General features: G+C 69.5%; 16 protein-coding genes. 15 read left to right on the plus strand and 1 reads right to left on the minus strand.

Features of this window, described 5'->3' with window-relative positions:
- Window positions 1–309 precede the first annotated feature (309 nt).
- The 12 genes from QM591_RS02410 to rpsN all read left to right on the plus strand — a co-directional run bounded on the left by QM591_RS02410 (window position 310) and on the right by rpsN (window position 9,531).
- Window positions 310–1,356: a metal ABC transporter solute-binding protein, Zn/Mn family gene (locus tag QM591_RS02410; protein WP_415129237.1), complete on the plus strand. Its 1,047-nt coding sequence runs from the start codon at window positions 310–312 to the stop codon at window positions 1,354–1,356.
- Window positions 1,353–2,192, plus strand: a complete 840-nt coding sequence (locus QM591_RS02415) for a metal ABC transporter ATP-binding protein (RefSeq protein ID WP_415129239.1) — start codon at window positions 1,353–1,355, stop codon at window positions 2,190–2,192. The genes QM591_RS02410 and QM591_RS02415 overlap by 4 nt, the downstream gene beginning before the upstream one ends.
- Window positions 2,189–3,055, plus strand: a complete 867-nt coding sequence (locus tag QM591_RS02420) for a metal ABC transporter permease (protein WP_415129241.1) — start codon at window positions 2,189–2,191, stop codon at window positions 3,053–3,055. The genes QM591_RS02415 and QM591_RS02420 overlap by 4 nt, the downstream gene beginning before the upstream one ends.
- 44 nt (window positions 3,056–3,099) lie before the next feature.
- Window positions 3,100–3,504 (plus strand): Fur family transcriptional regulator, encoded by a 405-nt coding sequence (locus QM591_RS02425; protein WP_415129243.1) that lies wholly within the window; start codon window positions 3,100–3,102, stop codon window positions 3,502–3,504.
- Between the two features lie 209 nt (window positions 3,505–3,713).
- On the plus strand, window positions 3,714–4,652 hold the full coding sequence (locus QM591_RS02430; RefSeq protein WP_415129443.1) for a permease: 939 nt from the start codon (window positions 3,714–3,716) through the stop codon (window positions 4,650–4,652).
- Window positions 4,645–5,463: a TIGR03943 family putative permease subunit gene (locus tag QM591_RS02435; RefSeq protein WP_415129245.1), complete on the plus strand. Its 819-nt coding sequence runs from the start codon at window positions 4,645–4,647 to the stop codon at window positions 5,461–5,463. Before QM591_RS02430 ends, QM591_RS02435 begins: the two co-directional genes overlap by 8 nt.
- Window positions 5,453–6,910, plus strand: coding sequence for a hypothetical protein (locus tag QM591_RS02440; protein WP_415129247.1), 1,458 nt, complete (start codon window positions 5,453–5,455; stop codon window positions 6,908–6,910). The genes QM591_RS02435 and QM591_RS02440 overlap by 11 nt, the downstream gene beginning before the upstream one ends.
- Entirely contained in the window at window positions 6,907–7,599 is a 693-nt protein-coding gene (locus QM591_RS02445) for a DNA-3-methyladenine glycosylase (protein WP_415129249.1), read from the plus strand. The genes QM591_RS02440 and QM591_RS02445 overlap by 4 nt, the downstream gene beginning before the upstream one ends.
- A gap of 52 nt (window positions 7,600–7,651) precedes the next feature.
- A complete protein-coding gene (locus QM591_RS02450) occupies window positions 7,652–8,650 on the plus strand; it encodes an SDR family oxidoreductase (RefSeq protein ID WP_415129251.1) in 999 nt (332 codons plus the stop codon).
- Window positions 8,651–8,814: 164 nt separating this feature from the next.
- Window positions 8,815–9,051, plus strand: coding sequence for a 50S ribosomal protein L28 (gene rpmB / locus QM591_RS02455; protein ID WP_060959747.1), 237 nt, complete (start codon window positions 8,815–8,817; stop codon window positions 9,049–9,051).
- The gene (rpmG, locus tag QM591_RS02460) at window positions 9,051–9,221 is read left to right on the plus strand and encodes a 50S ribosomal protein L33 (protein ID WP_029145259.1); all 171 of its coding nucleotides are present in this window, start codon (window positions 9,051–9,053) and stop codon (window positions 9,219–9,221) included. The genes rpmB and rpmG overlap by 1 nt, the downstream gene beginning before the upstream one ends.
- Window positions 9,222–9,225: 4 nt before the next feature.
- A complete protein-coding gene (gene rpsN, locus QM591_RS02465) occupies window positions 9,226–9,531 on the plus strand; it encodes a 30S ribosomal protein S14 (protein ID WP_067165504.1) in 306 nt (101 codons plus the stop codon).
- A 67-nt stretch (window positions 9,532–9,598) separates the two neighbouring features.
- On the opposite strand, the gene QM591_RS02470 is transcribed toward rpsN, so the two are convergent.
- Entirely contained in the window at window positions 9,599–10,417 is an 819-nt protein-coding gene (locus QM591_RS02470; RefSeq protein WP_415129254.1) for an alpha/beta hydrolase, read from the minus strand.
- Between the two features lie 99 nt (window positions 10,418–10,516).
- Here QM591_RS02470 and QM591_RS02475 point away from each other — a divergent pair, with 99 nt between their 5' ends.
- The 3 genes from QM591_RS02475 to QM591_RS02485 all read left to right on the plus strand — a co-directional run bounded on the left by QM591_RS02475 (window position 10,517) and on the right by QM591_RS02485 (window position 13,667).
- A complete protein-coding gene (locus QM591_RS02475; RefSeq protein ID WP_415129256.1) occupies window positions 10,517–11,113 on the plus strand; it encodes a TetR/AcrR family transcriptional regulator in 597 nt (198 codons plus the stop codon).
- A 224-nt stretch (window positions 11,114–11,337) separates the two neighbouring features.
- Entirely contained in the window at window positions 11,338–11,616 is a 279-nt protein-coding gene (locus QM591_RS02480; RefSeq protein ID WP_067165507.1) for an HU family DNA-binding protein, read from the plus strand.
- 80 nt (window positions 11,617–11,696) lie between these two features.
- On the plus strand, window positions 11,697–13,667 hold the full coding sequence (locus tag QM591_RS02485; RefSeq protein ID WP_415129259.1) for a cytochrome c oxidase assembly protein: 1,971 nt from the start codon (window positions 11,697–11,699) through the stop codon (window positions 13,665–13,667).
- Window positions 13,668–13,752: the final 85 nt, after the last annotated feature.

A 13,752-nucleotide genomic window follows, 5' to 3' on the forward strand; every position in this document is an offset into this window, starting at 1 on the left:
TGTGTCCGTGCGTCCGGCGGGTGAGGATCAGCGGATGGAGCGTGCGGCGGACTGCGTGCGGGTGCACAACGGCATGGGGGTGGGTGCACAACGGCAGGGGTGCGGGTGCACAAGGACATGGGGGTGGGTGCACAACGGCGGATGGTGCTGCCGACACGCCGCGGTCCTATTGGGTTCGGACGGCATGTCGTCGCGTGGGTCCGCCGTTGTGCTCGACAAGCAGCCCACCCCGGAGCGCCACCCCCGAAGCGTCACCCCGGGGCGCCTCCCGATTTTGATAACGATTATCAGTAGGCGTACGCTGAGCGCATGACCCGCACGCCTCTCGCCCTCGTCGGGCTCCTCGGAGCCTCCGCCCTCGTCCTCGCAGGCTGTTCGTCCACACCCGGCGGTGCGACAGGAGGAAACGGCGACGGCAAGATCCAGGTGGTCGCCTCGACGAGCGTCTACGGCAACATCGTGGAGGCGATCGCCGGCGACGCCGTCGACGTCACCTCGATCGTCGCGTCGACCAGTCAAGACCCGCACTCCTACGAGGCCTCCGCGGCCGACCAGCTGACGGTCTCCAAGGCCGATCTCATCATCGAGAACGGCGGGGGCTACGACTCGTTCGTCGACGGTCTCATCGAGGCGACGGGCAGTTCCGCGCACGTCATCACGGCGGCCGAGTTCTCCCACGATTGGCCCGGCAACGAGGATCACGACCACACCGAGGGCGACGGCCACGATCACGCGGACGAGACCGATGCCGCCGACGATCATGACCACGGCGACGAGACCGATGCGGCCGACGACCACGGTCACGATCACGAAGGCCACAATCACATCGAGGGGTTCAACGAGCACGTCTGGTACGACCCGCACACGATGGAGCACCTCGCCGAGGCGATCGCCGAGGAGCTCACCGAGCTCGCCCCGGCCGATGCCGACACATTCCAGAAGGGGCTCAGCACCTTCGTCGCCGGGATCGGCGAGCTCGAGACGTCGCTGGCCGACGTGGCCGCGGCGCACGAGGGCGACAAGATCTTCGTCACCGAGCCCGTTCCGCTGTATCTGACGGCAGCGGCGGGGCTCACCAACGTGACGCCCGAGGCGTTCAGCGAAGCGGTCGAAGAGGGTCAGGACGTTCCGCCGGCCACTCTCCTGGAGGCCGACAAGCTCCTGAAGGCGGGCGACGTCCGCGCCGTCATCGCGAACGCCCAGACCGGCGGTGCCGAGACGACGCAGGTGATCGACACCGCCAAGGCGGCGGCCATCCCCGTGATCGAGTTCACCGAGATCCTGCCCGAGGGCAAGACCTACCTCACCTGGATGGCCGACAACATCGCGACGCTCGCCGCTACGCTGAACCGGTGACCCCCGAGCACGACCCGCAGCCGGAGTCGGTGCTGCGCATCCGGGGAGCCGCCTTGCGGCGCGGGCAGCGAGAACTGTGGAGCGGGCTCGACCTCGACGTCCGTCCGGGGGAGCTCGTCGCCGTCCTCGGTCCTTCGGGGTCGGGGAAGACCACCCTGCTGCGCGCGATCCTGGGCCTCGAACCTCTTTCCGAAGGGACCATCACGGCGTTGGGGGAGAGGGTCCGTAGCCGCGGCAATCGTCGAATCGGCTACCTCCCGCAGGCCCGTCCGTTGACCGACACGGCCCTGCGCGGTCGGGACCTCGTCGCCCTCGGGGTCGACGGTCACCGCTTCGGGCTCCCGTTCCCCCGGCGCGGCGACCGGGCTCGCATCGACGCCCTCGTCGAGGCGGTCGGCGCCTCCGCGTTCGCCGATCAGCCCGTGGGTGTGCTCTCCGGCGGGGAGCAGCAGCGCCTGCGCGTGGGGCAGGCGCTGGCAGACGACCCGCGGCTCCTCCTGTGCGACGAGCCGCTGACCAGTCTCGATCTCGCCAATCAGCAGGCGGTCGTCCGCCTGATCGATGATCACCGCAAGACGGGTGCCGCCGTGCTCCTGGTCACCCACGACATCAATCCGATCCTCGGCAAGGTCGACCGCATCCTCTACATCGCGAACGGACGCTTCACGCTCGGGGCCCCGAAGGACGTCCTCACGTCGCCCGTGCTGACCGACCTCTACGGCGCTCCGGTCTTCGTCCTACGGGCGGGAGACCGCCTGGTCGTCGTGGGTGCTCCCGACGCCGACGCCTCCCACCACCATCACGACGACCACCTCCACGAGGGGGGTGCCGCGTGAACTGGGCCGACATCGGCGACGCCCTCTTCGGTGGACTGGCCGACTACGGGGAGATCCTCGCGCTCGTCTCCAACTCGCTGTGGGCCGGCGCGGTCCTGGGCCTCGTCGGCGGGCTCATCGGCGTCTTCGTCATGCAGCGCGACATGGCCTTCGCCGTCCACGGCATCAGCGAGCTGTCGTTCGCCGGCGCCGCGGCGGCGCTCCTGGTGGGCGCGGACGTCGTGACCGGCTCGGTCGTCGGCTCCCTCATCGCGGCGGCGCTCATCGGGTCGCTCGGCGCTCGGGCGCGCGACCGCAACTCGATCATCGGCGTGCTCATGCCGTTCGGCCTGGGCTTGGGGATCCTCTTCCTCTCGCTCTACAACGGACGCAGTGCCAACCGGTTCAGCCTGCTCACCGGCCAGATCGTGTCGGTCCAGAACGCTCAGCTGGGATGGCTCATCGGGATCTCGGCGGCGGTGCTGCTCGCCCTCCTCCTCATCTGGCGCCCGCTGCGCTTCGACTCGCTCGACCCGCAGTCGGCGGCGGCGCGCGGCGTCCCGACGACCGTCGTCTCGCTCGGCTTCATGCTGCTGCTGGGCCTCGTCGTCGCCGTCGCCGTGCACATCATCGGTGCGCTCCTCGTGATGGCGCTCCTGGTCACCCCCGCCGCCGCGGCATTGCGCATCGCCAGCGGACCCCTGGCGGTCCCCGTCCTGTCGGCCCTCTTCGGGGTCGTCGCCGCCGTCGGGGGGATCCTCCTCGCGGTGATGGGCACGTTGCCGGTGAGCCCGTACATCACCACCATCTCGTTTGCGATCTACCTCGTCTGCCGGGTTGTCGGTGCGCGCCGCGGACGCGTCACTCGCGCCGCGCGAGCGTGACGGCTCCCAGCCCGCTCCGAAGCCGCGCGAGTAGACTCGGGGGCATGGCCCAGCGGAACACCTGGCAGCGCGATCGCGTGCGTACGGCGCTCGCCGACGCTCAAGGGTTCGTGAGCGCGCAGGATCTCCACGCGACCCTTCGCGACGAGAACACCGGCATCGGTCTGGCGACCGTCTACCGCGCTCTGGCCACCCTCGCGGCGGGCGGCGAGGCCGATCAGCTGCAGAGTCCCGAGGGCGAGGCGATCTATCGGGCGTGCTCGAGCGAGGGCCATCACCATCACCTGATCTGCCGCAGTTGCGGCACCACCGTCGAGATCAAGGCGACCGACGTCGAGGAGTGGGCACAGCGCACGGCCGCCGCCCACGGGTTCACCCGTGCCGAGCACGTCGTCGACATCTTCGGACTGTGCGCCGCGTGCGCGGCCGCCGGGGCCGCCGAGCGTTGAGCGAGCCGCGGTCCTCCGACCCGACCCGGACCGATCTGCCGCGGACCGATGTGGTCCGTGCGGACCTGCGCCGTGCCGACCTGCGCCGCGCGCAGCCCGACCGCCCCGCCGGACCGCCGCAGGGGCGCGTGACCGTCACGCGACGAACGGAGCCCGTCGGCGTCGGCGAGCCCGCACCGGGCAAGAAGATCCTCGCCGTGGCGGCGGGAGTGTTGCTGGTCGCCGCGCTCATCGTCGTCGCGTTGCTCGCTCCAGGTCCTGCGCTCCCCACCCGAGCGCAGGACGGCCTCACCCTCGCCGTCAGCGTCCTCATCGAGTCGTTGCCCTTCGTCGTGCTCGGAGTGATCCTCTCGATCGTCGTGCAGGTGTGGGTGCCGCCGGGAGTGATCGAACGATGGATGCCGCGCAATGCCTGGGGGCGCCGCGCGGTGCTGTCGCTCCTGGGCATGCTCATCCCGGTCTGCGAGTGCGGCAACGTGCCCTTCGCCCGGGGGCTCCTCATGCGCGGCTTCAGCGTGCCCGAGACCCTGACGTTCCTGATCGCCGCGCCGATCGTCAACCCGATCGTCATCATCACCACGCACCAGGCCTTCGGGTTCGACGACGGGATCCTCATCGCGCGACTCCTCGGCGGCTATGCGATCGCCAACCTCATCGGGTGGCTCTACAGCCGACACCCCGATCCCGACGGACTCGTCACCGATCGTTTCCGGGCCACGTGCGAGATCGTCGAGACCGAGGGCGGCGGACGGGCACGGCGGAGCCTCGCCCAGTTCGTCGTGGAGCTGCGCGCCGTCATGCCCGCCCTCGTCATCGGCTCGGGCGTCGCGGGGGCGGTGCAGGTGCTCGTGCCGCGCGACGCGCTCCTGGCGATCGGCTCGAACCCGGCGCTGTCGATCGTTGCGATGATCGCTCTCGCCATGATCGTCTCGATCTGCTCCAACGTCGACTCGTTCTTCGCCCTGTCGTTCGCCTCGACGTTCACGCCCGGGTCGATCGTGGCGTTCCTTTTGGTCGGCCCCCTCGTCGACGTGAAGATGCTGGCCCTGCTGAGGACGACCTTCCGCAGCCGCGCGCTGGCGGGGATCGTCGCGGTGGTCGTCTTGTCGGCCGTCGCGATCGGAGGGGCGGTGAATCTCCTTGCGTGATCGGATCGGACCCCTCGGCACACGGCTCCTCGGTGTCGGCCTTGCTGCGGGACTCGCCGCCGTGACGATCGCGCTGGCCCTCACCGACCAGCTCGCCCTGTACATCAGCCCGTCCTCCAACTGGTTCGCGATCTCGATGGCGGTGCTCGTGCTCGTGGGCGCCGCCGTGAGCTTCGCTCTGCCCCTGGGGGCAGAGGCCGACCACGGTCACGACCACGGAAACGGTCACGACCACGACGACGACCGCGGCCAGGGCCTCGCCGAGCATGACCACGATCACGGTGCGCGCGCCGTCCATCGCTCCCGGGCGTCGAGGGTGACCGGCAGCAGCGTCGGCGCTGCCGTGGGCGGACTCGTGGCGACGGGAATCGTCGTGGCGATCGTGACGGTGCCGCCGGCCACGCTGTCGGCGGAGCTCGCGATGTCGCGGGAGACCGGATCGGCCCCGCTCTTCCAGGGCGCGGACACGGTCGCGCTCGCCGCCATGGGCGACACGTCCACCTTCGGAGTGGGCGAGTGGTCGAGTGTCTTCGCGACGGCGACGAACCCGGAGACGTTCGACGGCGAGAAGGTCACGCTCACCGGATTCGCGACGCCGGGCGAGGGAGGCTTCGACCTCACCCGGCTCGTCATCACGCACTGTGTCATCGATGCGCAGCCGGCCAGCATCCCCATCGCGGCCGGTGATGCCCCCGACACGGGGCAGTGGGTCACCGTCACCGGCACGATCCGCGACGTCAATGGCCGGCTCCAGGTCACGGCGAGCAGGGTCGAGCCCGTCGCGCAGCCGAAGGACCCGTATGAGTACTGACGGTCGCCGCGCGCGCGAGGGGGAGCGTCGCCGGTCCTCGGCGCGTCATCGCCGCGGACGCGCATTCACGGCATCGTTCGTGATCGTCCTCGGCGTTCTCGCGGCGATCGGCCTGGGTGGTGCCGCGCTCACCACCGTGCAGGGACCCCGCGTCACGGCCACCGAGTTTGACCCCGCTGCTGCCGTCACCGCTTCCGGCTCACGCCTCCTGTTCACCACGACGCAGTCGCTCGCCGAGGTCGACCCGTCGCAGGTCAGCGTCAGCCCCGCCGCCGACTTCACCGTCGACACCTCCGGCCGCACCGTCGGCCTGCGTTTCTCGCTCCCGCTGTGGGACGACACGACCTACACGGTGCGGATCGCCGGGGTCGCCGGCCTCGGCGGCGGACCCCCGGCGACGATCGAGGACTCCTTCACCACTCCCGCCCTCCAGGTCTACCTGCTCGAAAGGTCCGACGCGGGCGACACGATCTTCCGTTCCGATCTCGCGGGCGACGCTGCGGTCCCCGTCTTCCGGCACGACCACATCGAGGACTTCCGTGCGACGGCCTCGCACCTCGTGGTCTCGACGGTGGATGCGGACGGACAGTCGCACCTCATCGTGACCGACCTCGACGGGGCCGGTCAGCGCGAGCTGCCATTGCCCGGAACGGGAAGCGTCACCGATCTACAGAGCGCCGACCGCGGAAACCTCATCGGATACACCTTCACCGATGCCGACATCGGCGCCGACGTCGGCCGCGAGAGCGCCCTGTTCACCGCGTCCCTCTCCGCCTCGCAGGCACAGACGCCCCCGACGCCGATCGAGCGGACCGGCGGCGACTCGCGCGTGGACGACTGGCGCTTCGTCCCCGGTACCGACACGATCCTCATGCTCACCTTCGACGGTGCTCTCACCCTCGTCTCGGCCCCCGATGCCTCGGGACGGACCGCCGACCCGGTCGCGCTCGGCAACGCCGTGGCGATCGACAGCATCGCTCGAGGCTCCACCGTCGCGATCGTGGAGCGCGCCGACGGCCCCCTCGCCATCGACCTCGCCACGGCGGAGGAGAAGGAGGTGGCTCCGACCGACCCCGGGCTCGGTCAGGCGTCGTCGGTGCTCGCGCTCGCCGACGGCTCGACCCTCCGGCTCCTCACCCGCCTCGATGCGGACGGGGTGACGGTGGAGCAGACCTCGGTCGCCGTGGTCGACGCCGCCGGCACCGGCGCGCGTTCGGTGTTCACGGTGCCGCCCGACGACGCACTGCTCCAGGCATGCATCTCGCCCAGCGGGCGCTACGCGGCGCTGCTGGTCGCGCCGAACGTCGTCGACAACCCGTACGACGGATACCTCCTTCCGCTGCCGCAGCGCCTGCAGACCCACGTCGTTTCCCTCGCTGACGGGAAAGAGGTCGTCGCGCTCCGCGGGTTCGACATCTCCTGGTGCCAGGGGGCGCCGCGGGGATGAGCGCTCCCGGATTCGTGCCCGCGACCCGTGAGGCCCTCACCGCCCTCCCGCGGGAGGTGGCGCCGTCCCTTCTGGGAGCCCTCCTGCGCACGATGGTCGACGGTGTCGAGGTGGCCGTGAGGCTCACCGAGGTCGAGGCCTACCACGGCCAGGGGACGGGCGACCACGCCGACCCGGGCTCCCACGCCCGCATGGGTCGCACGGCACGAAACGCGACGATGTGGGGCGAGCCGGGCCACTTGTACGTGTATCTGAGCCACGGCATCCACTCCTGCGTCAACGTCGTGTGCGGCCCCGAGGGAGTGGCCGGCGGAGTGCTCTTGCGGGCGGGCGAGATCGTCGAAGGGGCGGAGGCGGCTGCACTCCGGCGTCCGGCAGCCCGCGCCGCCCGCGAACTGGCCCGCGGCCCGGGGCGCCTCGGTGACGCGATCGGGCTCCGCCACCCCGTGCACGACGGGATCGATGCGATCCAGGGCGTTCCTCAGGCGGGAGCGGTCGCCCGCCTCTTCCTCCCCGAGACGCCACCGTCGGGCGTGTCCACGGGACCGCGCGTCGGGGTGGCGGGCATCGCGGGAACGGAGGCGTTCCCGTGGCGGTTCTGGATCACGGGCGACCCCACGGTGTCGCCGTTCCGATGGGGACGGGGCGCCGCCGAGCTCGCCCGCGACGCACGCGAGCGCCCGGTGTGACATCGCCCATGTGATACTGACCACGAGGCTCAGCCCTCGAGAGGGGAACGACATGTCGGCGTTGCGCGTGCTGTTCATCGGCGGGACGGGTGTCATCAGCACGGCGTGCGTGGCCGAGGCCGTCCGTCAGGGACACGAGGTGCACCTCCTCCACCGCGGGCGGGAGCAGCGTCGCGCGGTCCCCGACGGCGTCATCGTGCACCGCGGCGACATCCGCGACGAGGTGTCGGCCAGACGTGCGCTGGAAGGCGAGGAGTTCGACGTCGTCGCGCAGTTCCTCGCCTTCGTCCCGGAGCACATCGAGACCGACCTTCGCCTGTTCACCGGGCGCACGCACCAGTACGTCTTCATCAGCTCCGCCTCCGCCTACCAGACCCCGCCGACCCGGCTCCCCGTGACGGAGTCCACTCCACTGCGAAACCCCTTCTGGGAGTACTCCCGGAACAAGATCGCCTGCGAGGACCGCCTCGTCGCGGCCTATCGGGAGGCCGGCTTCCCCGTGACGATCATCCGGCCTTCGCACACCTACGATCCGACCCTCATCCCGATCGACGGCGGATGGACCGCGATCGCCCGGATGCGTGCGGGGGAGCCCGTGATCGTCCACGGCGACGGGACGTCGCTGTGGACCCTCACTCATCACACCGACTTCGCACGCGGATTCGTCGGGTTGCTGGGGCGCGCCGACGCCGTCGGCGAGGCCTTCCACATCACGGGCGACGACGCTCCGACGTGGAACGAGATCTACACCGAGATCGCGCGGGCGGCCGGTGTCGCCGAGCCCGACCTCGTCCACGTCCCGTCGGCCGCGATCGCCGCCGTCGATCCCGAATGGGGAGCAGCCCTCCTCGGCGACAAGGCGCATTCCATGCTCTTCGACACGTCGAAGCTCCGGTCGAGGGTGCCGGAGTTCCGCACCACGGTGCGCATCCCCGAGGGCGCTCGGGAAATCGTCGATTGGTACGACGCCCACCCCGACGCGCAGACGATCGACGAGGACTATGTGCGGCTCGCCGACGAGCTCGCCGCCCGGCATCGAGCCCGTCCATGAGTCACCCGACGCGCGTGCTAGACTGACTCTTTGTCTGCGCGCACTCCAGCACGCAGTTCGTATCCCCTCCTCACCTCAGGCCCGAAACGGCCGGATGAGGCGTGGATGCAGACAAGGGATCTTGGGTGGCACCGTCCGGTGTCACGGTACTAAGGAGAATCACTATGGCAGCAGTGTGCCAGGTGACTGGAGCAGTTCCCGGCTTCGGTCACAACATCTCGCACTCGCACCGCCGGACGAAGCGCCGCTTCGACCCGAACGTGCAGAAGAAGACCTACTACGTTCCTTCGCTCGGTCGCAAGATCACGCTGAACGTGTCGGCCAAGGGCATCAAGGTCATTGACGCCCGCGGCATCGAGTCGGTCGTCAAGGACCTCCTCGCGAAGGGTGTGAAGCTCTAATGGCGAAGAAGGCTCAGGACGTCCGTCCCATCATCAAGCTGCGCTCGACCGCCGGCACGGGCTACACCTACGTGACGCGCAAGAACCGCCGCAACAACCCCGACCGCATCGTGCTGAAGAAGTACGACCCGGTCGTCCGCAAGCACGTCGAATTCCGAGAGGAGCGCTGATCTCATGGCTAAGAAGAGCAAGATCGCGCGCAACAAGCAGCGCGAAGAGGTCGTCGCCCGCTACGCCGAGAAGCGTGCCGAGCTGAAGAAGACCCTCGTCGACCCGAACGCCACCGATGAGGCCCGCGAGGCCGCTCGCGTGGGTCTGCAGAAGCTCCCGCGCAACGCGTCGCCGGTGCGCCTGCGCAACCGCGACGCCATCGACGGCCGCCCGCGCGGCCACCTGTCGAAGTTCGGCATCTCGCGCGTCCGCTTCCGCGACATGGCGCATAAGGGCGAGCTGCCCGGCGTCACGAAGTCGAGCTGGTAAGCACACCGCATACGCGAAGGCCGGAATCCTCTCGGGGGTTCCGGCCTTCGTCGTTCCTGCGGTCTCGTCAAGCCGCGGCGTGTGCGGTCGCCCACTCGAGCGCGTAGTCGGCGACCTCCTCCCAGCCGCTCTGACTGACGATGCGGTGCGTCCGGCCGGGAAACTCGCGATAGTCGACGACGGCAGGACTGCCTGTGGAGCGGTACTTCTTCACGATGGCCTCGCCGATCGCCGGCGGCACGACGTGGTCGATCTCGCCGGTGATGATCAGCAGGGGAGCGCGGTCGCTCCGGCCGTAATCGACGTGCGATGCGCCGCCCTTCTCGTTGAAGGCGGCCGCCACCCCCTCGAAGAAGACACGGTTGTAGGAGTTGACGGCGTACTCCTCCCACAGGGCGTCGGAGGCGGCACGATCGAGGTCATTGCCGAACGTGAAGTGGAAGTGGCGCTTCGACAGCGGCTTGGCCCCATTGCGGCCGAACGGGTTGGACAGGATCGGGGTCCCCGTCCAGAGCGTCGACAGGGGCAGCGTCGTGATGCCGGCCGGCTGACCGGGAGTGACTCCGACGTAGGAGACCCCGAGACCGCGGTCGGCGAGCATCTGCGTGAACAGCCCGCCGAAAGAGTGGCCCATGATGATCGGCTTCTCGGGCAAGGCGCGGATGATCCGCTCGTAGTGGTCGACGATGTCGTGGATGCCGACGCCCTTCAGGGCCTCCGAATCGCGGCGGATGTCGTCCACGGCACGGTCGTCGATTCCGGGCCAGCCCGGCACGATGACCTCGTGGCCGGCCGCCCGGAAGCGCTCGGCCCAGGTGTTCCAGCTCTTCGGCGTCATCCATAGTCCATGGATCAGGACGATCGGGGTCTTGCGTGTGGTGGACATGTCGTTCTCCTCAGTGGGTCGTGCAGCGGCTATGATCGAATGGTAGACCGAACGTTCTATCCACACAAGAGTATTCCCGACATGACGGAGAATGTGACCATGAGCCCCGAAGCCGTCGCCGTGGACGAGATCGCCACCTCCGGACTCCCCGCCCGCGACCGGCTGCTCGCCGCGGCGACCGCGTTGTTCTACCGCGAGGGCATCCACTCGGTCGGGGTCGATCGGGTGATCGAGGTCGCCGGGGTGACCCGCGCCACCCTGTACAAGCAGTTCGCCGGAAAGGAGGCGCTCGTGCTGGCCTACCTCCGAAATGAGGATGCGGTTCTCCGCGGCATGTTCGACGATGTTGCGGCGTCGGGGCGAGCTGCCGACGGACTGCTCGATCTCGTCGTCGGGGGCATCCAGGCCGACATCGCCCACCGTCATACGCGAGGGTGTCCGTTCATCAACGCCGCCGCGGAGTATCCCGACGAAGGCCCCGTCCGAGAGCTCATCGCGCAGCACCGCGACTGGTTCCGGGCAACGCTCAGAGACCTGGCCGCGGCGGCGCAGTTGCGAGACCCTGACGAGGTCGCCGGCGCGCTGGTGCTGCTGCGCGATGCCGCTCTGGTCGGTGGCTATCTCGACGGATCCGACCGCATCGCGCCTACGTTCGCCCACTCCGCGCGCATCATCATCGACGCCCACCGGGCGTGACGTGCGCGTCTCCGCGCCGGGCGGGAGGGGCTACATGACGTCACATCCGTCACATCTGCACCGGATCTGGCCCCGACACGCCGTGAGAACGACGCCAGATGTCCCGAAATCCGCGGTTTTCCGCGCTTCGTAGGTATATTCGGGGGCGGTCCAACCGACCAGCCGGCGACTCCCGTCTCCGGTCCGAAGTAACTGACGGCCTTCGCCGTCTGGAGGACAACCCCATGGCTATCACCAAGACCGAGCTCGTCGCCAGCATCGCTTCCGCGACGGGCCAGAGCCAGTCCGCTGTCTCGGGCGTGCTCGACGCGCTGTTCTCGACCGTCTCCGAGGCCGTTGCCAAGGGTGACAAGGTCACGATCCCCGGCTGGATCGCGTTCGAGCAGGTCGAGACCTCGGCTCGCACCGGCCGCAACCCGCAGACGGGTGCGGAGATCAAGATCCCCGCGGGCAAGCGCGTCAAGGTCACCGCGGGCTCGAAGCTCAAGGCTGCCGTCAAGTAAGACGACACCGCCCGAAGGGGGATGCCGAGAGGCGTCCCCCTTCGTCGTTCCCGGCGGCGGGTCCGCCGTAGGCTGGAGGAGTGAACTCCCGCGCGCTTCGACTCGCCGGGCCGGTAATCCTCGTCGCGGCGGCGGTGGTGACACTTCTGCTCGGGTTGCTGCTGGGTGGCGGCGCCGCCCCGCTCCTCCTGCTCGACCCCGGTCCGTTCGTCCGGTGGGGACTGCCCGCGGCCAAGCTCCTCGTCAACCTCTCGGCGGCGGGCATGGCAGGGTCTCTCGTGCTGGCGTTGTTCGCCCTCCGCGCCGGGGAGCGGCCCTTCGACGTGGCGCTGGACACCGCCTCGGTCTCTGCGGCCGTCTTCACGGTCAGCTCCGCCGTCACGACGTTCCTCACGTTCGTCAACATCTACAACGCGACGCCGAGCCCTGACGCCCAGTTCGGCCAGCAGCTCGGCCAGTACCTGATCGGCACCGAACCGGGCCGCGCCTGGACGATCACGACGATCGCGGGAGCGGTCCTCACCGTCCTGACCTTCGCGGTCCGCGGCTGGACGACCACGCTCCTCATCGCCCTCGTGGCCCTGGCGGCTCTCGTCCCGATGGCCACGCAGGGGCACTCGGGAGACGACGCCAACCACAACGCCGCCGTGATGGCCCTGGCCCTCCACATCATCGGCGCGGCGGTCTGGTTGGGCGGACTCGTCCTGCTCGTGGTGGTGCGACCCGTCATGGAACGGGGGGACATCCCGCGGATCCTCGAGCGGTACTCCAGCATCGCCCTCGCGGCCTTCTTCGTCGTCGCCCTCGCCGGGACGGCCCGCGCGGTGGCGGGGGGAATCGGCTTCACGCAGCTGGCGACCCCCTACGGCACGCTCCTTCTCGTCAAAGTCCTCGCGCTGATCGCGATCGGACTCCTCGGCGCCTGGTACCGCGGCCGTCTCATCTCGCGCATCTCGCAGGCGGCGGTCTCCCGGACCTTCTGGGCCCTGATCGCGCTGGAACTGGCCTTCATGGGGATCGCGAGCGGGGCTGCCGTCGCCCTGTCCCGCACCCCGCCGGCCGTCGACACGGGCCTTCCCGAAGTGCGTACACCCGCCGAGTGGCTCACCGGCGCACCGCTTCCCCCCGAGCTCACCCTCGAGCGCTGGTTCACGACCTGGGATGTCGACGCGCTCTGGGCGTTCGCGGTCGGATTCGGACTATTCTTCTACCTCGCCGGCGTCTGGCGCCTGCGGCGTCGCGGTGATCGGTGGCCGATCCATCGCACGGTGCTGTGGGTGCTCGGTCTCGTGCTGCTGTTCTGGGTGACCTGCGGGCCGATCAACGCCTACCAGGACTACCTCTTCAGCATGCACATGGTCGGACACATGCTGCTGTCGATGGCGATCCCGATGTGTCTGGTGTTCGGCGCGCCCGTGACGCTCGCTGCGCGCGCGATCCGCAAGCGTGACGACGGCACGCGCGGCGGTCGGGAGTGGATCCTGTGGGCCGTCCACACGCCGTTCGCCCGCGTGGTGACCCACCCCCTCTTCGCGGCGGCCATGTTCATCGGATCGCTCTGGGCGTTCTACTACAGCGAACTCTTCCGCTGGTCCCTCTACGACCACCTCGGGCACGAATGGATGGTCGCCCACTTCCTCATCTCCGGCTACCTCTTCGTCCAGTCGCTCGTGGGTATCGATCCGGTCCCCTACCGTCTGCCGCACGCATTCCGCCTTCTCACCCTCATCGGCGTCATGGCGATGCACGCGTTCTTCGGCATCGCCATCATGATGTCGTCGGGACTCTTCGTGGCGGAGTGGTTCGGTTCGATGGGACGGACGTGGGGCGATCCGCCTCTCGTGGATCAGTACACCGGCGGAGGCATCGCCTGGTCGATCGGCGAGATCCCGACGCTGATCCTCGCGATCGTGGTCGCCGTCCAATGGAGCCGTTCCGACGAGCGTGCGCAGCGACGGTCGGATCGTCAGGCCGATCGGAGCGGCGACGCCGAGCTCGAGGCCTACAACGCCCGACTCGCTGCCCTCGCCGCGCGCGACACACGGCGCTGATGTGCGCCTCCCCCGCGGCTTGCGTGGGCGGATTCTCCCCAGGCTCGACCCAGCATCCTCCTCTCCTCCGCGCGGTCGCCTAGGC

Origin of the sequence: Microbacterium sp., from assembly GCF_047607225.1 — a bacterium.
Lineage (GTDB): Bacteria > Actinomycetota > Actinomycetes > Actinomycetales > Microbacteriaceae > Microbacterium.

Excerpts from the sequence above, each read along its gene's own strand:
- QM591_RS02410 (WP_415129237.1), top strand. The coding sequence starts at position 310 with ATGACCCGCACGCCTCTCGCCCTCGTCGGGCTCCTCGGAGCCTCCGCC.
- QM591_RS02425 (WP_415129243.1), top strand. The coding sequence starts at position 3,100 with ATGGCCCAGCGGAACACCTGGCAGCGCGATCGCGTGCGTACGGCGCTC.
- QM591_RS02440 (WP_415129247.1), top strand. The coding sequence starts at position 5,453 with ATGAGTACTGACGGTCGCCGCGCGCGCGAGGGGGAGCGTCGCCGGTCC.
- QM591_RS02445 (WP_415129249.1), top strand. The coding sequence starts at position 6,907 with ATGAGCGCTCCCGGATTCGTGCCCGCGACCCGTGAGGCCCTCACCGCC.
- QM591_RS02450 (WP_415129251.1), top strand. The coding sequence starts at position 7,652 with ATGTCGGCGTTGCGCGTGCTGTTCATCGGCGGGACGGGTGTCATCAGC.
- rpmB (WP_060959747.1), top strand. The coding sequence starts at position 8,815 with ATGGCAGCAGTGTGCCAGGTGACTGGAGCAGTTCCCGGCTTCGGTCAC.
- rpmG (WP_029145259.1), top strand. The coding sequence starts at position 9,051 with ATGGCGAAGAAGGCTCAGGACGTCCGTCCCATCATCAAGCTGCGCTCG.
- rpsN (WP_067165504.1), top strand. The coding sequence starts at position 9,226 with ATGGCTAAGAAGAGCAAGATCGCGCGCAACAAGCAGCGCGAAGAGGTC.
- QM591_RS02470 (WP_415129254.1), bottom strand. The coding sequence starts at position 10,417 with ATGTCCACCACACGCAAGACCCCGATCGTCCTGATCCATGGACTATGG.
- QM591_RS02475 (WP_415129256.1), top strand. The coding sequence starts at position 10,517 with ATGAGCCCCGAAGCCGTCGCCGTGGACGAGATCGCCACCTCCGGACTC.
- QM591_RS02480 (WP_067165507.1), top strand. The coding sequence starts at position 11,338 with ATGGCTATCACCAAGACCGAGCTCGTCGCCAGCATCGCTTCCGCGACG.